This is a genomic window from Paenibacillus sp. SZ31 (assembly GCF_012912005.1).
GTDB lineage: Bacteria > Bacillota > Bacilli > Paenibacillales > Paenibacillaceae > Paenibacillus.
In genome coordinates this window covers 1-20,033 of record NZ_JABBEA010000002.1, presented here as the reverse complement: position 1 = coordinate 20,033, position 20,033 = coordinate 1, and the positions used below count along the sequence as shown (strand labels likewise).

The window sequence follows — 20,033 nt, the reverse complement described above, 5'->3', positions numbered from 1 at the left end:
TGTAGTTGGTTATATCGATAAGACAAGAACTAAATAGTCTCCTTACACTTGATCAATGCAAACCTATTTTCTGGCGTAACCCTTCCATAATGTCGGATATCTCCCCTGGATTTACAGACAGGGAATCCTTGTAATTCTCCTCTACAACTCCCATGGTCTGACGCTTCAGGTAGTCTCTCAATGCAAGCGGAGCACTCAGCAATGCATGATTCAGTGATACCTGCATCTCATCGCTCCATATGGCTTCAAATTGCTCCCGTGCTTTGCCATATGCGAATTCCTCCTGCTGACGTGGTCGCTTGGCGCGCAATTGTTCGGTATCGCTCTCGTTCAGCTCCAGGCCGTCAATCACAACACCGTATAACTCAAGGGCTTTCTCAGTGGATACCAGCCCACTTCTTACATCCTCCAGAACCAGACGTGAATCACGCTCAAATGGATCGCCATATCCGCCTCCACCTTGTGAAAGAAATGTAACCGTTTCTCCAGGCTGAAGTAACAACTCATCAATTCTTCCCAGATGATCCTCACTTGCACGTCCAGCATTGAGAATCGCTTCTCCATGTGAACCTACGCCGCCACCGAGCCTGCCCCAGGGCTGAAACTCCATACGCTCCATGTTTCTGGCCGTCATTACGGTATCGGGTGTCAGAATTCTGACGCACAGGTCAATTCCGCTTCCCCCGCGGAAGGTTCCCGCACCTGCCGAATCCGCACGAAGACCATAATGCTCGATCAACACAGGCATCTCGGATTCCACTGTTTCCGCAGGGATATTCCGAAGATGACCAACGGCAAAATCCATGCCATCAATTCCGTCTTTCATCGGCCTTGCTCCCGAACCTCCGCAGATCGGCTGAATTACGCCCACCTTTTTCTTGCCATCGGATGCATCTGTCATCGCCATCATGACGATGCAGGCTTGTCCAGCTCCTGCCGCGGGAACCTTGCTGGCCTGAGCTTTCCCCAAAGCACCCGTGATAACGTCCATCAGCCGGATAAAGGTCGCAGCACGTGCCCCAACAGCTGCCATCGGCTCCGGGTTAAGTACGGAAGCAGGCGGCGCGTAATTTCGCACCATACGAATCATGCCCGAATTCCATGGAATCGTCGGATCGAGCGTACGGAAATAACGAATGAGTGCGGGCACAAGCATGTAATGCCCCTGTTGGTTGTGGGTAGGAATGTTGAATGAAGCCCTTACCTGAGGATCGGTGCCACTAAAGTCCAGATGAATGTCACTGCCTGCAATCGTCATTCTGCAGCGTAACCGGATAGGATATCCTCCTGGGCCTTTCTCCAGGTAATCCCAGAAGTCATAAGAACCGTCCGGAATATCCTGCACGATGGCACGAGCCTTCAGCTCGGCGTATTCCAGCAAATGTTCGATGCCCTGCTCGATTTTCTCCACGCCATATCGTGAAATAAGTTCCCCAAGCCGCTGCTCTCCCCGATTCAACGCAGCCATAAGCGCTTTGAGATCACCGAGATTCTGCTCCGGAATTCGGCTGTTGTCCATAAACATTCGCAGGATCTGCTCGTTCAGAACACCGGCTTCATACAGCTTGACTGGTGCAATCCGAATGCCTTCCATATGAATATCGTAGGCACTGGGAGATACGCTCCCCGGTACCTTGCCGCCCACATCGGATGAATGAACAAAGCACATGCCGTAAGCGATGATTCTCCCTTCGTGAAAATAAGGCTTGATGAGATGAATATCTGGAAGGTGTGTGACCATGCCTTTGGTGGAATAAGGATCATTGCATATGACGAGATCCCCTTCTTCCCAGTCTTCTATGCTGTTAATGGTCGCAGCAGCAGGAATGCCCAAGGACAGATTGTACCCTGTCTCCAGCGGCGACCCGAACGTTTCCCCGGAGGGAGATAAAAGGTAGGTTCCAAAATCGCCCGTTTCTTTGACAAAAGCGGTGAATCCTGTCCGTAAAACGACATTCGCCATTTCTTCCACGGCGGCCTGAATCCGGTTGTTGAAAATCTCAAGAAAGACTTTGTCGCCGATCATGCTTCCACCTCCCCAATCACGTTCCCGTGCACATCCCGGTATACCTTATATCCAGGCGGGATAAAGATCGTTGTATCATATTCCTCCACAATAATGGGCCCGGGAATGGGGGCATCCACCGATGGAATCTGTCCCCTTTTCAGTACTTTGGCAATCTGCTGTACATGGTCAAAAGTAATGATCCGTTCTTCCGTTTCACTCTCATCGAATGGCAAATTTGCCGGAACTGCCGTGTTATGGGTAGGCAAAACACCAACAATGGTCGCTCGAAGACTTACAAACATAACCTCTGCCTCTGGCTGACTAATGCCAAACACATTTTGGTAAGACGTATGGAATTTAATCCCTGCCTTTTGGGGATCTTCAATTTCTTCCAATGTCAGCGTGACCTCTAGATCAAAAGCCTGTCCTTCATATCGCATATCCGCACTGTATAGGCAATAAATATTATCCAGTTGGACACCACCACGGGCTTCCTCATCGACCCAGCTACGTCCCTGGTTTTCCAGCTTAGTGAAAAGAGAGCTTAACTCCCCGGGCTCCAGAGTCTGGGTGCTTTTGTGTAACGTATGAACGAAATCATTGCGAAGATTGGCAACCGTGCAACCCATGGCACACAGTGTTCCAGGAGATGGCGGGATCAGCACCCTGCCGATACCTACCTCACGTGCCATCAGAAAAGCATGCATCGGGCCAGCTCCACCATATGCCAGCAACGTAAAATCGCGGGGATCAACGCCCTTGCGAGCCATGAGGGGAGAAAACTGGGCATACATATTGGCGGTTGCCACATCGAGAATGGCTTGCGCAGTCTGTTCGGCATTCAATCCAAGCTTCTCTCCCAGATTGGAAAGAGTACGCTCTGCAAGTTCGGGATACAGACGCATTTGTCCGCCAAGGAAACGGTCAGCATGCAGGATACCGAGCTGTAGATAGGCATCTGTCGTTGTCGGCTCTTCTCCCCCGCGCTGATAGCAGGCCGGACCGGGATTGGCTCCCGCGCTGCGCGGTCCAACTTTGAGTACGCCTACGGAATCAAGCCATGCAATTGAACCACCACCAGCTCCAATCGCTGTTACATCAACAGCAGGAATGATGACAGGAAAATCTCCAACTTTGTTCTCGGATGAATAGGCAGGTTCTTTGTCAATTAGGGCGACATCAACGCTTGTCCCGCCCATGTCGAATGTGATGACCTGATGAATGCCAGCTCGTTCAGCGATATGGGTCGCGGCAATTACACCGGAAGCAGGTCCGGAGAGGAGCGTGCGTACCGGCTCATTAGCCGCTCTGGCAGCCGTCATAATTCCACCGTTGGACATGGTCGACAGCAAGTTGGCTTTGAGACCATAAGCCTGAATCCCTTCTTGCAGACGCAGGAAGTAAGATCCCATTCGTTCACCTACATAAGCATTCATGGCCGTTGCGAGTGTTCGTTCGAACTCACGCTGTTGTGGCCAGATGGCGCTGCTTCGGCAGATGAACAGTTGCGGATAACGTTCCCTGATCAGATCTTCCGCAAGCTGTTCATGAACAGGATTCACATAAGCATGTAAGAAACTGATTGCCAAAGCGGTAACCCCATCCTCCACCAGCTCATCCACCGCTTGCAACAGCTGTTCCTGATTCAGTGGCTGGAGTATTCCCCCGCTCGCAATGACCCGTTCATCGACTTCCTTCACACGATGTCTCGGTACCAACGCATCGGTCTTGTCACCATACAGATTGGTGGTATCCTCAAGTCGCAACCGGCGGATTTCAAGAATATCACGGAATCCTTTGGTCACCAGCAGACCTGTGACCGCACCATTTCGTTCGATTAACGTGTTTACGCCGAGCGTGGTTCCATGAACAAACAGATCAATCTCACGAATGTTCACGCCACTCGCCTTGAGCTGATCCAGTGCGTTAAAAATTGCCTGTTCCGGAGCTGCTGCAATCGATGGCGTCTTCAGCGCCGCAATCACCCTGCCCTGATGATCCATCACCAGCGCATCGGTGAAAGTACCTCCGATATCTATGCCTAAACGGTAGATTGTGTCCACAAGCTCAACTCCTTTATCACCGGGTCTCATTCTATGGAATGTTATTGGTTTTGCATGGTGAAATAACGTTTGACATCATCGATCATTTGATTGATATGATTCACCATTGCCGCTTCAGCTCGCTCTGGAGAGCCCGCTACTATAGCATCCAGAATCTGCTGATGATCCACAACTAATTCACTTCCTACTCTCCGGCGAATATACGCGGTCTCCAGAAAATCGCGGCTTGTCTCCCACACCAGTTCAACCGCATGCAGAAGAATTTGGTTTTGCGCGGCATAAGCCAGTAATCTGTGAAACTCCCGGTCCTCCTCGTATGGTATAATATTCTTGGAAAGCAATTCATGCTGGTTCGTAATCGATGCTTGCAACAGTACTATGTATTCTTTCGAGGCACGCTGTGCTGCGAGGGAAGCGATCTCCCGTTCAAGAGCCCTTCTGGCAACAAGAACATCTAACAGAGCCTTTTCCCCAGAATGGTTCAGCATTTGAATTAACTGTGAATTTACGCTTTTTTGCTGCAAATCTCTTTCCAACGTCTTGATTCGCTCCTGTCCCTGTTCGGTCAAGGTTCTTCCCTTGCGACCCTCCAGGACCGTAAAACCTTCAACATCCATCTCCATAAGCCTTCTTCCGATGGTTGCCTGACTCAGACCATACGTTTTGCCCAAAGTATGAACTAACGTACTGGCCCCGATGGGAGCGCTCGCGTCTCGAAGCTGCTTCAGCAGTTCGTATTCCAACTCCATTTCGTTTAACTCAGGACCCACTACATATCCCCCCTCTTAGTTACTTAATTATTATTTAATCGACTTTCTCGTAGTTGTTACTCATTGATGATTAACGATAGTATAACTTCAAACCAACGTAAATTCAACAATTCTTACCCAATTAGTGCGAATTATTTTTTTCAACGATATTCTGTGCCTTTTCAATTCAAAATAAAAATTAAAAAAGAGCATTTCACATCCTTTATTCCAGCGTTTAACTGGAGGATGAAATCTGCTCTTAACATAGCAATTTTTCAAAATCACTTATGAACAAATAATGTATCAGGACTTGAGTTGTTGCAGCAACTGCACACGGTAGGCTTCACTTTCAAGAGATTGGATTTCCTTATATTCTTCCGCAGTAAGCACCTTGGGTTCCCCGGCTGCCTTTGCAATCATATATACCTTCGCACTTTCTTCCACCACCTGGGTGCGATAATAGGCTTCGCGGAGGTTTTTACCCGTTGTGACCAATCCGTGATTGACGAGAATGAGTGCCGTATGTTCTTCTACCTTTGCTGAGACTGCATCGGCAAGTAGTTTCGTCGTTGGCAGAACATATGGAACGAACCCGATATCGCCCACCAATGCCGACTGATCAGGGAACAAGTGTGGCAATTCATTGAAAACGAGACTGAGTGCGATCGTATATGCCGGATGCGTATGCACAATGGCTTGGATATCAGGATTCACACGGTAGCTGTACAGATGCATCAATACTTCGGAAGAAGGGCGTGTTGCTCCGGCACGAGTTTCCCCTGTCTCGATATCAATAGCGATCCATTCGTCAGGCTCCAGATCCTCAAGTGCATAACCACTCGGAGACAATAACATCGTTCCCCCAGAGCGAGCGCTCAGATTCCCACCAGGTCCGACCACCAGTCCTTGGGCAACGGCTCTCCGGGCATACTTCGTTAACTCTTCCCTTACTTGTTGTTCAGACATGTTTTCTCCACTCCTCATCCTTTTCTTTTTAGCATTTTGCGTCCATGCTCATTTCATTGAATCTGTTCATTAATTTTTGATTTGATTCAGACTTTGGTAGCTTTCATAAGCTTCCTGCCACAGCTCTGTATCCTCAGGCTCATAGATCTCGGGGGAAAAGGAAGCAGCCATGATCTCCCGAATCTCGGTCAAGCTACCCACTTCTCCATGTGCAAGGAATTGCAGCATGCAATTCCCGGCTGAAGTCGCCTCTGCCGGGCCTGCCACCACCGGGACGCCGGCTGCATTAGCTGTAAACTGGCATAGTAGACGATTGTGCACACCGCCACCAACCATATGAATGACACGAGGTCTTGTACCTGTAATCAACTGCAGTTCATCCAGCGTCTGTCTGAATTCCAGTGCAAGACTTTCCAGAATGCAGCGCACAATCGCTCCAGTCGTTTCGGGCACTGTCTGTCCGCTGAGACTGCATTGTTGCCGTATTCGTTCAGCCATATTCCCTGGCGCCAAATACACGCCATCTCCCGGCGATACGTAACTTTGATGCGGCGTTGACAAGGTAGCCAATTGAATCAGTTCTTCATGTGTAAAAAGTTGATTCTCTCGCTCCCACTGTCGTTTGCATTCCTGTAGCAGCCACAGGCCTGAACGATTTTTCAGGGTGCGTACTTTGCCATTCACAGTCCCTTCATTAGTGAATCCCAATGCACGGCTTCGGTCATCCAATACAGGTGTATCTCGCTCCACACCCATAAGAGACCAGGTTCCACAGCTGATAAAAGCAAAATCCGAATCCATCGCAGGAATCGCTGCCAAGGCAGATGCGGTATCATGTGAGCCCACTGAAACGATCTGCATCGGTCCAGTCCTTAATTCGGCGCATAAGTCATTCGTTAACTCCCCCAGCACGGTACCGGGCTGAACGAGCTTTGGAAATAATGTTTCCGGTATACCAAGACGCCCGATCAGATGTTCATTCCAACGCGCCTCGCCTGCATGCAACAGCCCACTGGTACTTGCAATCGTATACTCACAAGCCTGCTGACCGGATAGATAATATTGAAATAAATTCGGCATAAATAACATGCGCACATCCGGACGCAAACCTTCGACATGCTCTCGTACACTGCCTAACAGTTGAAATACCGTATTGATTTGCTGCGGCAGAACGCCAGACATGGCATACAGTTCTTCTTCTTTCACCATGTGCAGAACTTCTTCCATCCACTGCGCATTGCGTGTTTCCCGATAATGACGCGGGTTCGAGCATAATCTTCCAGCAGAATCCACCAGGCCATAGTCCACTCCCCACGTATCCACTGCTATAGAACGGACCGATAGAGATATGCCTTGCGTCCCTTTCACAATGCCTTGTTTTAATTCATGAAAAAGTCGCAAGAAATCCCAATACAATCCATCCCCCAGCTGCACGGGTTCGTTGTTGAATCGATGCACTTCTTGTAACGAGAGTCTGCTTCCATCAAAAGAACCCCGGACTACGCGTCCACTACCGGCACCGTAATCGGCAGCAAGCACATGTGTTGCTTGATTGCCCATTCTTTCAAGCCTCCTTAACTCTGCGCGATAAGCCGTATTCGAGTTCTGAACATGGCTTTCAAGAGAAAGCCATGTTACCTCATTTCACAAGGAACATGGCGTTTGACAGGAATGGAACTTTATTTTAACGATACAACGGACCAAATACACTGCAAGCACGGTAGTCTGCATTCTCCGGCTCACTCGTGCCGAATAATCCCCATGCACGCGGACGGAAAATCTCCGACTCTGGGACATTGTGCATGTTTACCGGAATGCGAAGCATGGAAGCGAGCGTAATCAGATCTGCACCGATGTGTCCATACGAGATAGAGCCATGGTTGGCGCCCCATTGATTCATGACTTCGTATACGGAAGTAAACGCTCCCGATCCGGTTAGAACAGGTGCAAACCAGGTGGATGGCCATGTTGGATCTGTTCGCTTATCCAGCGTATCATGAACATCTTCAGGCAGATCGACCGTGTAACCCTGAGCGATTTGCAGCACCGGTCCCAGTCCTTTGACCAGATTCAGACGTGTCATCGTTACAGGCATGCCGCCTTTGGTCAAGAAATCCGCTGAATAGCCACCCCCGCGGAAATACTCTACGGATGCCGGTCTCCACGATGTTGCTTTCAGACAGTCCTGAACTTCCTCATCTGTAATTTCCCAGAAAGGCTTGAGTACAGGCTTACCATCTCTGGACTGTTGTCCAGTGCCATCCAAGGCTGCGGAACCGGAGTTAATCAGATGCAGAATGCCGCCCTTCGCATTTCCTTCCAACTGATGTCCCGTCACACGCTGTACCGAGTCCGGACTCCAATACGTCCGCACATCAGCAAAGATCTGTGCCGTATGTGTGAGCAACGAACCGAATAACATCGATACCCCGTTCAAGCTATCATTCTCTGTTGCTACCAGATAAGGCGCACGTTTGCCGTTCCAGTCAAAGGAAGAATTCAATATCGACTCGAGAAAATCTCCGTTCGGAAAATGATCCGTCCACTGCCGTTGTCCCTGGAAGCCGGATACAATCGCGTGGTGGCCCATCGATTCCTCTGTAAAACCAAGCTCAGCCAATCTTGGGTTACCTGCCATGAGGTCACGTACAATTTGGGTCATTTTCACAACGGTTTCCCATTCGTATTCTTTGCGTTTGCGATCTGTTTGCAGATGGGCAGCGTTGTTGTCTGGACCTTCGCTACAGTTCTCCTTCACCCAGGCCAGTGCGAGCTTATACTCCTCGGGGTCATAGATTTCTTCTTCAATACGACGAGTGAGTTCACTCATATCCACGTATTCATTACGCATGCCCAGATACTCCTGGAAAAATGAATCGTTCACAATCGAACCTGCAATCCCCATGGATACCGATCCAATAGACAGATAGGCTTGCCCTTTCAAGGTCGCGGCTGCAAGACCCGCACGACTGAACCGGAGCAATTTCTCACGCACGTCATCGGGAATCGTAGTATCTCCGCCGTCCTGCACATCCTCTCCATAGATCCCAAAGGCCGGAATTCCCTTCTGTGCATGGGCAGAGAGTACCGCTGCCAGATATACTGCACCCGGACGCTCAGTCCCGTTAAAACCCCAGATGGCTGTTGGAATGGACGGCGACATGTCCATCGTTTCCGTACCGTAACACCAGCATGGTGTCACGGTAATCGTTACGCCAACGTTCGAACGGCTGAACAGTTCTGCTGCTGCGGCCGCTTCGGCCACTCCGCCAATGCAGGTCTCAGCAACAACACACTCCACCGCGGACCCGTCAGGATAACGTATTTCTGCTGCAAGCAGCTCAGCAACGGATGTCGCCATCCGCATCGTTTGCTCTTCCAGTGACTCCCGAACACCTTTGCGTCTTCCATCAATCGTGGGACGAATACCAATCTTGGGGAAAGCCTGCTTATAACGATAATCCTGATGTGTCATACTAGAGCGTCCTCCTTCAATTCGTTTCATAGAATTTGGGTTGAATTGAGAAACCTTCTGTCTGATCCATGTGCAGTGATTGGAATAAGATAATGACGGAGATATAACCGATACCCGAGTTGCACGCAAGAATTACATACACAGATTATCAAGAGCCTCAATTAATATTGAATGCGTTTACATATTTTAAAAAATAACAATAAACCACTTCATTAATTAGCTGTATATGTAGTTCCTCTATTCAAGAAAATGGAACGTGCATGAGCAAATTTAACGAAATGGTTTATGTAGTAAAGACGTTCAGAACCCATTAGGGTTATCGGTAACCCTAACATAGCACGAGCCTATCTTGCTGTCAATTGGCATTATCCTATAGAATGGTAAGACTATGTTGCGGAAAGGTTAGATTCTAATGATTACCATTTACGATATTGCCAAAAAAGCCAACGTCTCCGCCATGACGGTCTCCAAAGTCATTAATCATACAGGCCGCATAAGTTCCGCGACACGCGAACGTGTGCAACAGGTGATCGACGAACTGGGCTACATCCCGAACTCCAATGCACGCAGCCTTGTGCTTCAACGAACCCAGATGCTCTCCCTGCTCATTACAGATATTACCAACCCTTTTTATACAACACTGGCGCGTGGTGCTGAAGATGCAGCCCATCTTCGTGGATACCGTCTTTTATTCGGTAATAGTGACGAGGATTACAATAAGGAAAAGGATTACGTGGATGCGATTCTGTCTACTCGTGTGGATGGTGTACTCTATGCCCCGGCGGGGGATCGTTCTCTTCCTCATCTGAAACAGCTGCAGGAACGTCACATTCCCTTTGTCTTTCTGGACCGCACCGTACCTGGCATTACGTCAGATATCATTGCTGGAGATAGCCTGGAAGGCGCGATTGAGCTGATCCGATATCTGGTGCAATTGGGGCACCGGCGCATTGCACTGGTCAATGGTTCTTCGGAGGTTTCTACCGCCAGACTGCGGGAGGAAGGTTATGTAGCGGGTTTGCGTGAGGCCGGAGCTGATATCGATCCCGAGCTTGTACTCCGAACCGGGTACCGGGATTTCAGCGATGACGAGGGGCTGGGTCGACTACTCTCTCAACCGGATCAACCAACAGCCATTTTTGCCGCCAACAACATGCTGGCGATTGGAGTCATTCGACTTTTGCGCAAAAGGGGACTGCGTGTGCCAGAAGACATCTCTGTCGTGTGCTTCGACGATCTGGATCTGGCTTCGGCCTTTGATCCTTTCCTGACCGTAGCTGCACAGCCCGCATATGATTTTGGATTTCAGGGAGTACAGATGCTGATTGACCGGATTGAGGGCATGGCTCCTCCCGAAGCCCAAACCGTCATTCTACCGTCAGAACTGCGCATACGGGCTTCAGCTACTGCTCCACGTGAGCAAAATTAGAGTTAAGCGCGTGAGTTGACTAAATAAGTGGACCAAAAATTATTTACACTGACACTACGATAACAGAACAACCTTCCAATCGCTGTTATCCCCAGATTTTTTCATTCCCTTTTAAAGGGGAAATCCGGAGATAGCGTATGCTTCCGAAGCAGCTTTCTTTCAGAAAGCTTTTAGGCGAACGCTTCGCTTTTTCAGGTTTTTTCTGTCCTCTCCGTTATCGTGTAAATGATTAGTCCCACTTATCTAGATTAGGTTCAATTCAGATTTAAAATAATGTAAAACATGAACAGGGTGCACCGGAGATTACGCTCTGGCTGCACCCTGTTTTACATTCATTCGTTGAAAAGATCAGTTTGTTCGAACCGATTGGCCCATCAGGTTTATTTCAGTTCCATCCGAGTCGATATTTCTACCGCTCCGACTGTAAAGCGAGGGCGACCTCACGAACGAGTCCCGGGAACCAGTCCATCAGAGCTTCGAATGTATACCCTGCTTGTTCTGCCTTGGTCGTCTCCATCGTCCATGATTGTTCAATCCCGAATGGTGACATGTCCTCTTTCACGGTTTCCGTAAGGATCTGGGACTGCATGCCCGTGACGGTCTCGATCAGATGCATCATGGCTGAGAGCGTAATCGCACCCTTGGAAGCCGCATTCACCGGACCGGTGATGGACGAATGTCCAAGCCAAGCGAGAAATCTTGCCGCTTCGGTGGAATTGATAAATCCAATCTCCGCATCCGGATTTGGCATGCCGATCGGTTTTCCTTTTTGCACATGTTCAATATGAAAATGAAGTCTTCTCGTATAATCATCAATCCCGAGTACAATTGGGATGCGCATCGCCACTACCGGGAAATCCGCTTCCTGGAAAAATACAGCCTCTGCAAGCCGTTTGCCTTCTCCGTACGAAAAATCATCCGCACTCCCATATTGTAATGGATATGTATACGGGTCAAAATCCGTTTCCGCAAATCCCGGTTTGGGATCACCGTACACAGACAGTGTAGATGTCAGAACGTATCTTTTGGTTCGCGCTGCAAAAGCTTCACATGCTGCTTTCGCCGCATCGGGTGAATAGCAGATATTGTCGTACACGACATCCCACATGTCTGTCTGCGCAACCTCTGCCAGAGATTCCGGGTCTTCGCGATCCATCTTGATTCGGTTCACTTCAGGTCCAAAGTCAGCTTCCGTTTTACCACGAGTCGCGACTGTGATCTGAGACTTCCCTTCCCACAGCAAGTGATCCACGAGACGTTTACCAAAAAAACGTGTACCCCCAAGTATAAGAACTTTATTCATCCAAAAAACCTCCTATCTTGTTCGATTTATGTTTAACAATTTGAAGCATGGTGTGAGCGTTTCGTTGAAACTCATATGCTGTTGGTTCTTCGGATACGGTGCACCCACGCTCTTCGAGTATTAATTTTAAAGCATCCATATGCTTGTAACGATCGCCAGACATATCCACTGTCGGAAAAATGCGAACCTCTCGTTTGGTCACACGCAGCAGCTCCATGACGGTTGCAACATGAAAATCAACATCCAATCGACCCGCATACGTAAACAGGAAATGGGCGGATAACGTCAGATCGAATTGCTCATTGGCAAAGGTAAGCTCCGGCAGCACAGACGCCACATAACGGTCAGGATACATTCTCATATCTACGATGCAATCTGTGATGGCACGAGTTCGTTCTTCCTTTAACCCCTGGATTGACCAAAATTGATCCCATACATATATTCCTCGAAGGTTCTTCCTATGAAAACGATCTGCGTCAGTTCCAAACCTCCAGAATTAATGGACTCCTGATCTTCTCCGCTGTTCTTCTTATGCTCTCCATAGTTGCTCAGCTCATCTCTGCTCATCTCGTCTCAGCTACCTTTCCTGTTCTTGAATCAATCGTTAGGGAACACAAGCCCAATCTGCTTTCGAATCTGATCCATAACCTGCATCGTCACATAGGAGCGTTCATACGTATTCATGCCGGATTCCTTTTCGCCTTGCTGAACCAGATTCACGAACTCCTCCACTTCATAATACATCGCCGGATGGTTTTGTTCGACTGTGATTTGCTCCACTGTACCGTCATTGTAACGTATCTCTGCATGTTCTGGTGAACCAATCTTGTCAATGATAATGCTGCCCAGTTCCCCCATAATTTCGCTTGGTAGATGAGAGTTGGAGATTTTGGAGTATGTAACGACCGCATCCATCCCATCATAGTCCAGCAGCACGCTACCTTGTCCATCCACGCCAGATTCCAGCATCATCGCTTGGGACTGAACCCGGTTAGGTGCACCGAACAACGTAACCAGCGGATAGAGACAATACACACCGAGATCCATTAACGCCCCATTAGCGAGTTCAGGCTTGAACGCGTTCAGGACAATCCCCTCTTTGTACTTGTCGTAACGAGAAGAATACTGGGAGTATCCTGCTACGTATTTGCGGACAGGACCGATTTTATGCAGGTTAGACTTCACCATTTTGAACTGGGGAACAAGGGTCGATTTCATCGCTTCCATGAGCAGAACCTCGTGTTCTCGTGCTGTATCGATCATACTCCGAACTTCTGCGCTATTTGCAGCCAGAGGTTTCTCGCACAATACATGTTTACCGTTTCTCAGAAAAAGCTCAGCCTGCTCCGCATGAACCGTATTTGGTGTTGCGATGTAGACTGCATCGATCACATCACTTGCCGCCAACTCTTCCAGATCAGTGAAGCGATGTTCAACCTCATATTTATCTGCAAATGCATTAGCCTTATCCTCAGTTCTTGAATACACAGCGGTCAATTTGAATCCTTCAACCTGTGCTGCAGCTTCCAGAAGCCTTTCTGTAATCCAGTTGGTACCCACTACGCCAAAACGAACCATGCCTACCTACCTCTTTCATCTATAAATTTCATTTGAGTTCTAACCTGTATACCATCTTGTATATTGTAGCTCATATTTCGTTCAGATTGAAGGAAGGAGCTATATCTCCAGATATTGATATCTTGCTTTTTGAGTCGAAACTTCGTCAATCCCAAGGAATCAGGGGTATAATTAGAGGTGAGGTGATCACCGTGGAAAGTCGAGATCAAGATCGCATACAGCCTGAATCTATAGAGCAAAAATACTGGCATGCCATCATCCACAACGATAATTCTTATGATGGAATCTTCTTTTACGGTGTGCAGACAACGGGTATTTTCTGTCGACCTTCCTGTAAGTCCAGAGCACCCAAAGTTGAGAATGTCCTAATATTTCAACATGCTGAAGAAGCGTTAGCACGAAAGTTCAGACCCTGCAAACGTTGCAAGCCAACCGGCGAGCGCGTACCGGATCAGGAGTGGATATACGGGATCACCGATTACATCGAACATCATTACGCCGAACCTCTAACCTTGGATGTCCTAGCCACTGTAAGTCATGGCAGTCCCTATCATCTGCATCGTGTATTTAAGCGGATTACAGGCCACACACCTGTTCAATATATTCAGGAAAAACGAATCACCGAAGCCCGGAAATTGCTTGAAAATACAAGACTTAACGTCACCGATATTGGACGCTATGTCGGTATACCCAACTCAGCTTATTTCATCACTGTATTTCGCAAACATACAGGTCTCACACCTGCACACTACCGCGAAAGGCATGACAACTCATGAAGACCAACCTTACTTACAAAGTACCTAAAACGTTAATGAACAAAGGAACAGGTTTCCTTCATGGCTATACACATACACTGAATCCTTACACAGGCTGCGCCTTCGGTTGTTCCTATTGTTATGTCAGACAGATTCCTGTCTCTTTATTTCGCAAAGAGGATTGGGGAAGCTGGGTCGATGTGAAACAGGAGGCTTCTAGAGTATTCGCCAAAGAATTGCAGCGCGCCCTGCCGAAAGGCAAAGTCACCATATTCATGTCATCCAGTACCGACCCGTATCAACCCGCAGAGTACAAGGAGTGTATCACGCGTTCTTTGCTTGAAACGATGGTTCAGTTTCCGCCGGATTTCGTCTTGGTTCAGACCCGCAGTCCACTGGTTACACGGGATATCGATCTGCTACAGCAGCTAGGCGACCGAGTTCGGGTAAGCATGACCGTGGAGACGGACCTGGACGATATGCGCAAGCATTTCAGTCCTTCCGCTCCCCCGATTGCAGGCCGTTTACGTGCACTGGAACAGTTGCGGGATGCTGGAATACCCACACAGGTTGCGATTGCTCCCGTATTACCCAGCAGTGAACAGTTTGCAGCTATCTTGAGACCTCTGGTTCAGCGTGTATGCATTGACGATTATTTCATGGGCGATGGCAGTGAGGGCAAGCGCACCCGTCGACTCGGTATGGAGTCGCTCTATCAGCAAGTGGACATGGAGCACTGGTATCATCCAGATGCGTATCAGATTGTCGCTCAGCGGATAAAAGACTATTTTGCCGAGGATGAGATCTGGATCAGTCAGGCGGGTTTCGAGCCCTAAATGGCTATATAAGTTGAACTAAAGAATATTTACACTGGATACTCCGATGACAGAACAACCTTCCGATCGCTGTTATTCCCAGATTTTTTGATTTAATAAAAAATAGCCCCTTTCCTTGTTAGAAGGAAAAGGGGCTGTTCGTCATGATATAAGCAATAATGACTGTCTTATTTATCCAATGTATACAATGGTAGATCCACCGGCAATGCAGCTGGGCGCTGACACGAGCTTTTCATTTGGTAGAATGTCTGCTCATCTGATGAATCGTGGAATGCCCACATGGCCTCAAGAACGTGGTATGCCAGCTCCCCACTTGCCCGGTGTGCACGTCCGCTATGTGCTGCATAGGCCATATCTGCCACACCGATGCCACGTGTATTCTCCTGATACCCTGGGAGAAGCGGAACCTCCGTCCATTCCTGTTCACCCAGCAAGCGGTAACGAACTGGACCGCCGAAGGTATTGGGGTCAGGTACCTGCAATGTACCGTGCGTGCCATATATCTCAATCGGTGGCAGTGCACTTCCGCCAAATACGTCAAAGCTCGTAATCAGTGTGCCAATGGCTCCCTGTTCAAACTGTAGCAGACCGGTAACGTGAGTTGGAATTTCGACGGGAACCGTCTGGCCTCTCTTTTTCTCACTCGTAATCGTCCGTTCTTCCATGGCTTTACCTGTCATACCTGCAATCGACTTGATCGGTCCCATCAGCTGGACCAATGCGGTGAGATAGTATGGACCCATATCAAACATCGGCCCACCGCCTGACGCGTAATAAAACTCCGGATCTGGGTGCCAGTGCTCATGACCACGACTCATCATAAATGCGGTCGCCGCCACCGGCTTGCCGATCACTCCCTCCTCCACCAATTGAAGCGAAGTCTGGATACCTGAACCGAAGAACGTCTCTGGCGCGCAGCCTACGAGAAGTCCTTTGCGCTTAGCTTTTTCGAGCACGGCCTGACCTTCCTCGCGGGTAACTGCGAGCGGTTTTTCCACATAGACATGTTTGCCTGATTCGAGCGCCCGCAAGCATACATCCGCATGAACGGAAGGAATCGTCAGGTTGATGATCAGTTCAATCTCGGGATCAGCCAAGATTTCGTCGACGCTGTAGACGTTTGGCACGTTATAGGCTGCTGCCTGCTCCTCGGCACGTTTCCGGTCGAGATCCGCAACAGCAACAAGCTCCAGCACCTCGAACCGGTGACAGTTTTCCATATATATTCCGCTGATTTTACCGCAGCCAATAATGCCTACTTTCATTGTTTTCATGCCTGGGGCTCCCTTCGCCGTGGATCAGAAATGGTTTATCCATTGAGGATGAATGGTTGAGACTGACTTTACGTGTGCAACTAAACTACAATTTCATTAGTTCTGGTTGTCCGCCATACCTGTGTATACTTCATTCACTGCACCTGCTCGGGTCTTCGCAAGCTCTTTGCCTGCTGCCGTCCATTTGAAGCCACTGCGCATCATTTCAGTCACAGGTTTCATGTCTACAATGTCCGCATGGTGTCCCAGTGAGTTGTAAAATACCCGTCCTGCGCCCCAGCGTTTCGTCCAAACAACCGGCATATCTACGGGTCCATTCGCCGCATGCGGGCCTGTCACCACTGGAAAACGAGTCGTTGCCAGCACTTCCACTGCCGGGTCTACGTGCAGGTAGTACTGTTCGCTTTTCACCTGAAAATCTTCAATATGATCCAACAACGGACTAGAGCCGCGCTTCATGTTCACCATATACTCCACGCCATCGTTACCTGGATGGGCAACCCATTGTCCACCCGTCATAAACTGCCAGTCCACGTTATTTCGGAAGGCATCACACATGCCGCCATGAATACCAGCCAAGCCGACACCGCTCTGAACAGCCGCTGATACGTTATTGACCAGCTCCTGCTCAATCTGCCCCATCGTCCACAATGGCACGATTAGATCCAGACCCAGCAGCTTCTCTGCATCTGCATAAGAATCCAACGTATTCGAGACTTCAACCTCAAACTGCTCTTCCTTCAAAATGCGTTCAAAAATTGCTGCTACCTGTTCCGGTTCATGTCCATCCCAACCGCCCCATACAATCAGTGCTTTGCTCATCGTTTAATCACTCGCTTTCGGATATTTTAGTTGTGTTCAACCTCATCCTGACTTCGCTGTCTTGCTTGCTCACATCTCTTCAAGCGTCACCCAGCGTCGCTCTGTCACCGAGCGTTCTACGGCTTCAAGTACAGCCTGACAGGCGACCCCATCGTGGAAACTCGGTGATGGTTGTCGTCCTTCAGAGATCGCAGTCACCAGCTCCAGCATTTCATGCGTGAACGTGTGCTCGAATCCAATCGTATGTCCGGCAGGCCACCAGGCCTCGGAATATTTGTGAGCAGGATCGGTTGCCAATACACGGCGGAATCCCTGTACGTCCTCTTCATCCTTTGTGAAATACACTTCCAGTTCATTCATACGCTCAAAATCAAATCGTACACTGCCGAGGCTACCGTTAATCTCAAACGAATTCGTACTGCGATGCCCCGCCGCAAAGCGTGTAGCCTCGAAGCTGCCCAGCGCACCTCCTGCGAATCGTGCAAGGAATAGCGTAGCATCGTCGACAGTTACTTCTCCCATCGGTGCATCTGCATTGGAACTGCCCTTTGCACTTAGTCCGGTCATCTCAGATGCAAGGGGTCGTTCTTTGATAAAGGTTTCGCTCATGCCGATGACTTCCTGGAATTCACCAACAAGGAAACGAGCTAGATCGATTAAGTGCGCGCCCAGATCCCCATGGGAACCGGATCCAGCCACTTCTTTTTGCAAACGCCATACCAATGGGAACGAAGGGTCCATAATCCAGTCCTGAAGGAAAAACGCACGGAAATGATAGATCTTACCCAGTCGTCCGCTCTCCACCAGATCTTTGGCTAACTGTACTGCTGGTGAGAAACGATAGTTGAACCCCACCATATGGGCGACGCCAGCATCCTCTGCTGCTTGAAGCATCTCACGCGAATCTGCGAGCGACAGGGCCAGTGGTTTCTCACAGAACAGATGCTTGCCCTGACGAGCCGCTTCCAAAGCTATTTCCTTATGGGCATCACTTGGCGCGTTAATATCAATCAGATCGATATCATCCCGCTTCACCAGTTCGCGCCAATCCGTTACACTTTCGGACCAACCGAACTGGCTCGCCGCCTCTTGAACTCCCTGCTCGTTACGTCCACAGATCACAGACATCTCAGGCTGCAACGGAGCAGACGGGAAAAACATTGGCAGACTGCGATAAGCGTTACTGTGGGCCTTCCCCATAAACTTGTATCCAACCATTCCGACACGAAGACGATTTGACATGGTCATTTCCTCCTTTGGAATAATAAAAAGTCTTTCAATATATGCACTAATAAACTATTGACGTATAGAAGAAGCACGGATGATCAGTTCGGTAGGCAACAACGCTCTTGCTGATTCAGTTACGGATACAACCGGGTTATTCGCTTCAGGTGTTCCACCCACTGACCCACGCATTAACTTCGATGCTGCAAGTTCACCCATTTCAAAAAATGGAACCCGTACGCTACTCAGCGGCGGAACCGCCATCTCGGCGGCATCGGAGTCGTCATAACCCACAAATGCCGGAAAATCCGCAGGCCCTATTCCCCGCTCACGCAAACCATGCATGATCCCAATAGCCATCCGGTCATTGGCCGCAAAAATAGCGTCAATCTCATGTAGTCGATCTGCTACAATTGCCGCGGCCGCAATGCCGCTTCGTCTGCTGTAATTCCCCTCAAGCAATAGGCTAGGGTCCAGCTCCATACCCGCTTCTTGCAGACCCAGACGGACACCTTCCATTCGCTCTTGGCTGTTAGAGTAGCTGTCCGGACCATTGAGAAAAGCGATTTTGCGATACCCCTGATCCGTAAGATGGCGTATGGCAAGCCTGCTTCCTTCCACATGATCCGCATCCACTTCCGTGAACGATTGGCCTTCAAAATGCTGATTCATGACACAGAATGGGTGACCTTCCTGGTGAAGCTGCTGCATGGCCACCAGTTCTTCGTGATCATCTCTGGCACCAAGGATAATGCAGGCATCCACTTTCTGACGCCGGAACAGGTCCGTATAATTCATCACTTCACCGGGTGTCCGGAACATGACCAGCAGGTCCATGCCATTGTCTCTGGCTTTGCTTCCAATCCCACTGAGCATTTCCGAGAAAAAATACGCCGAGAACAGATGCGCTTTCGGAACATAAGGTAATACCACACCAAGGTTCCCGCTTTTACTTCTGGCAAAACTGCGAGCAAGCGCGCTGGGCACATAGCCTAACTGTTCGGAAGCTTCAAGAACCTTGCGACGCGTCTCTTCTTTAATAGGACCTACCCCATTAAGCACCCGGGATACGGTTGCCTCGGAAACCCCCGCAAGATCAGCCACTTCTCTACGAGATGCCATGAATTTCACCCCCTTTTATATAAGTTGAACTAAAGATTATTTACACTGACACTACGATGACAGAACAACCTTCCAATCGCTGTTATCCCCAGATTTTTCGATTCCTTTTTTCTAAAGGGGAAAATCCGGGGATAAAGGCGAACGCTTTGCTTTTTCAGGTTTTTTCTGTCCTCTCCGTTATCGTGCAAATGATTAGTTCAACATATATAGCTCATCAATAAATCAAATAGTAATTAAAAATATATATTTATGTACGCGCGTACATTTTCTCATGCCATGTAACCGTTGTCAATGCTTTTAACACAAAAAGGATGAGGAATGGATTGACCCCATTTCCCCATCCTTTTAACTAGACGAATTGTAATATGAAGTGCGACACCTACTGGAAATAAATAAAAAATGGCCCATGGCCGGATTCGTGTAGAATGA

At 48.9% G+C, this 20,033-nt stretch carries 17 protein-coding genes; 3 read left to right on the top strand and 14 right to left on the bottom strand.

What is annotated here, in order from left to right; genetic code table 11:
* Nucleotides 1–52: 52 nt before the first annotated feature.
* The 6 genes from HF638_RS04805 to HF638_RS04780 form a co-directional block, all read right to left on the bottom strand.
* Nucleotides 53–2,026 carry a hydantoinase B/oxoprolinase family protein gene (locus HF638_RS04805; protein ID WP_169479175.1) on the bottom strand — a complete coding sequence of 658 codons (1,974 nt, stop codon included), beginning with the start codon at nt 2,024–2,026 and terminating at the stop codon, nt 53–55.
* Nucleotides 2,023–4,071, bottom strand: coding sequence for a hydantoinase/oxoprolinase family protein (locus HF638_RS04800; RefSeq protein WP_169479174.1), 2,049 nt, complete (start codon nt 4,069–4,071; stop codon nt 2,023–2,025). The genes HF638_RS04805 and HF638_RS04800 overlap by 4 nt, the downstream gene beginning before the upstream one ends.
* A gap of 41 nt (nt 4,072–4,112) precedes the next feature.
* Nucleotides 4,113–4,841: an FCD domain-containing protein gene (locus tag HF638_RS04795; RefSeq protein ID WP_340398468.1), complete on the bottom strand. Its 729-nt coding sequence runs from the start codon at nt 4,839–4,841 to the stop codon at nt 4,113–4,115.
* 282 nt (nt 4,842–5,123) lie between these two features.
* Nucleotides 5,124–5,786: a class II aldolase/adducin family protein gene (locus HF638_RS04790; RefSeq protein ID WP_169479173.1), complete on the bottom strand. Its 663-nt coding sequence runs from the start codon at nt 5,784–5,786 to the stop codon at nt 5,124–5,126.
* A 69-nt stretch (nt 5,787–5,855) separates the two neighbouring features.
* Nucleotides 5,856–7,346, bottom strand: a complete 1,491-nt coding sequence (locus HF638_RS04785; protein WP_169479172.1) for a rhamnulokinase — start codon at nt 7,344–7,346, stop codon at nt 5,856–5,858.
* Nucleotides 7,347–7,470: 124 nt separating this feature from the next.
* Nucleotides 7,471–9,261, bottom strand: coding sequence for an L-fucose isomerase (locus HF638_RS04780; protein ID WP_169479171.1), 1,791 nt, complete (start codon nt 9,259–9,261; stop codon nt 7,471–7,473).
* Between the two features lie 412 nt (nt 9,262–9,673).
* Between HF638_RS04780 and HF638_RS04775 the strand changes: the two genes are divergently transcribed.
* Nucleotides 9,674–10,690: a LacI family DNA-binding transcriptional regulator gene (locus HF638_RS04775; RefSeq protein ID WP_169479170.1), complete on the top strand. Its 1,017-nt coding sequence runs from the start codon at nt 9,674–9,676 to the stop codon at nt 10,688–10,690.
* A gap of 409 nt (nt 10,691–11,099) precedes the next feature.
* On the opposite strand, the gene HF638_RS04770 is transcribed toward HF638_RS04775, so the two are convergent.
* From HF638_RS04770 to HF638_RS04755, 4 genes are read right to left on the bottom strand one after another with little or no spacing between them, the layout of a single operon-like run.
* Nucleotides 11,100–11,993 carry an NAD-dependent epimerase/dehydratase family protein gene (locus tag HF638_RS04770; RefSeq protein ID WP_169479169.1) on the bottom strand — a complete coding sequence of 298 codons (894 nt, stop codon included), beginning with the start codon at nt 11,991–11,993 and terminating at the stop codon, nt 11,100–11,102.
* Nucleotides 11,986–12,354 carry a hypothetical protein gene (locus HF638_RS04765; RefSeq protein ID WP_169479168.1) on the bottom strand — a complete coding sequence of 123 codons (369 nt, stop codon included), beginning with the start codon at nt 12,352–12,354 and terminating at the stop codon, nt 11,986–11,988. The genes HF638_RS04770 and HF638_RS04765 overlap by 8 nt, the downstream gene beginning before the upstream one ends.
* 41 nt (nt 12,355–12,395) lie before the next feature.
* Complete coding sequence (locus tag HF638_RS04760; RefSeq protein WP_169479167.1) at nt 12,396–12,560, bottom strand: hypothetical protein; 165 nt, start codon at nt 12,558–12,560, stop codon at nt 12,396–12,398.
* A 30-nt stretch (nt 12,561–12,590) separates the two neighbouring features.
* Nucleotides 12,591–13,571 (bottom strand): Gfo/Idh/MocA family protein, encoded by a 981-nt coding sequence (locus HF638_RS04755; RefSeq protein WP_169479166.1) that lies wholly within the window; start codon nt 13,569–13,571, stop codon nt 12,591–12,593.
* A 191-nt stretch (nt 13,572–13,762) separates the two neighbouring features.
* Between HF638_RS04755 and HF638_RS04750 the strand changes: the two genes are divergently transcribed.
* Both HF638_RS04750 and HF638_RS04745 read left to right on the top strand, forming a co-directional pair.
* The gene (locus HF638_RS04750; protein WP_169479165.1) at nt 13,763–14,347 is read left to right on the top strand and encodes an Ada metal-binding domain-containing protein; all 585 of its coding nucleotides are present in this window, start codon (nt 13,763–13,765) and stop codon (nt 14,345–14,347) included.
* On the top strand, nt 14,344–15,162 hold the full coding sequence (locus HF638_RS04745; RefSeq protein WP_169479164.1) for an SPL family radical SAM protein: 819 nt from the start codon (nt 14,344–14,346) through the stop codon (nt 15,160–15,162). The genes HF638_RS04750 and HF638_RS04745 overlap by 4 nt, the downstream gene beginning before the upstream one ends.
* A gap of 167 nt (nt 15,163–15,329) precedes the next feature.
* On the opposite strand, the gene HF638_RS04740 is transcribed toward HF638_RS04745, so the two are convergent.
* From HF638_RS04740 to HF638_RS04725, 4 genes are all read right to left on the bottom strand, one after another.
* Entirely contained in the window at nt 15,330–16,436 is a 1,107-nt protein-coding gene (locus HF638_RS04740; RefSeq protein ID WP_169479163.1) for a Gfo/Idh/MocA family protein, read from the bottom strand.
* A 96-nt stretch (nt 16,437–16,532) separates the two neighbouring features.
* Nucleotides 16,533–17,258 (bottom strand): ThuA domain-containing protein, encoded by a 726-nt coding sequence (locus HF638_RS04735; protein ID WP_169479162.1) that lies wholly within the window; start codon nt 17,256–17,258, stop codon nt 16,533–16,535.
* 69 nt (nt 17,259–17,327) lie between these two features.
* Entirely contained in the window at nt 17,328–18,500 is a 1,173-nt protein-coding gene (locus HF638_RS04730) for a Gfo/Idh/MocA family protein (RefSeq protein ID WP_169479161.1), read from the bottom strand.
* Nucleotides 18,501–18,554: 54 nt separating this feature from the next.
* The gene (locus tag HF638_RS04725) at nt 18,555–19,604 is read right to left on the bottom strand and encodes a LacI family DNA-binding transcriptional regulator (RefSeq protein WP_169479160.1); all 1,050 of its coding nucleotides are present in this window, start codon (nt 19,602–19,604) and stop codon (nt 18,555–18,557) included.
* Nucleotides 19,605–20,033: the final 429 nt, after the last annotated feature.

Coding starts and splice junctions, on each gene's coding strand:
- HF638_RS04735 (WP_169479162.1), bottom strand. CDS start 17,258: ATGAGCAAAGCACTGATTGTATGGGGCGGTTGGGATGGACATGAACCG.
- HF638_RS04765 (WP_169479168.1), bottom strand. CDS start 12,354: ATGAGAATGTATCCTGACCGTTATGTGGCGTCTGTGCTGCCGGAGCTT.
- HF638_RS04745 (WP_169479164.1), top strand. CDS start 14,344: ATGAAGACCAACCTTACTTACAAAGTACCTAAAACGTTAATGAACAAA.
- HF638_RS04785 (WP_169479172.1), bottom strand. CDS start 7,346: ATGGGCAATCAAGCAACACATGTGCTTGCTGCCGATTACGGTGCCGGT.
- HF638_RS04770 (WP_169479169.1), bottom strand. CDS start 11,993: ATGAATAAAGTTCTTATACTTGGGGGTACACGTTTTTTTGGTAAACGT.
- HF638_RS04780 (WP_169479171.1), bottom strand. CDS start 9,261: ATGACACATCAGGATTATCGTTATAAGCAGGCTTTCCCCAAGATTGGT.
- HF638_RS04760 (WP_169479167.1), bottom strand. CDS start 12,560: ATGAGCAGAGATGAGCTGAGCAACTATGGAGAGCATAAGAAGAACAGC.
- HF638_RS04805 (WP_169479175.1), bottom strand. CDS start 2,026: ATGATCGGCGACAAAGTCTTTCTTGAGATTTTCAACAACCGGATTCAG.
- HF638_RS04730 (WP_169479161.1), bottom strand. CDS start 18,500: ATGTCAAATCGTCTTCGTGTCGGAATGGTTGGATACAAGTTTATGGGG.
- HF638_RS04790 (WP_169479173.1), bottom strand. CDS start 5,786: ATGTCTGAACAACAAGTAAGGGAAGAGTTAACGAAGTATGCCCGGAGA.
- HF638_RS04755 (WP_169479166.1), bottom strand. CDS start 13,571: ATGGTTCGTTTTGGCGTAGTGGGTACCAACTGGATTACAGAAAGGCTT.
- HF638_RS04740 (WP_169479163.1), bottom strand. CDS start 16,436: ATGAAAACAATGAAAGTAGGCATTATTGGCTGCGGTAAAATCAGCGGA.
- HF638_RS04775 (WP_169479170.1), top strand. CDS start 9,674: ATGATTACCATTTACGATATTGCCAAAAAAGCCAACGTCTCCGCCATG.
- HF638_RS04725 (WP_169479160.1), bottom strand. CDS start 19,604: ATGGCATCTCGTAGAGAAGTGGCTGATCTTGCGGGGGTTTCCGAGGCA.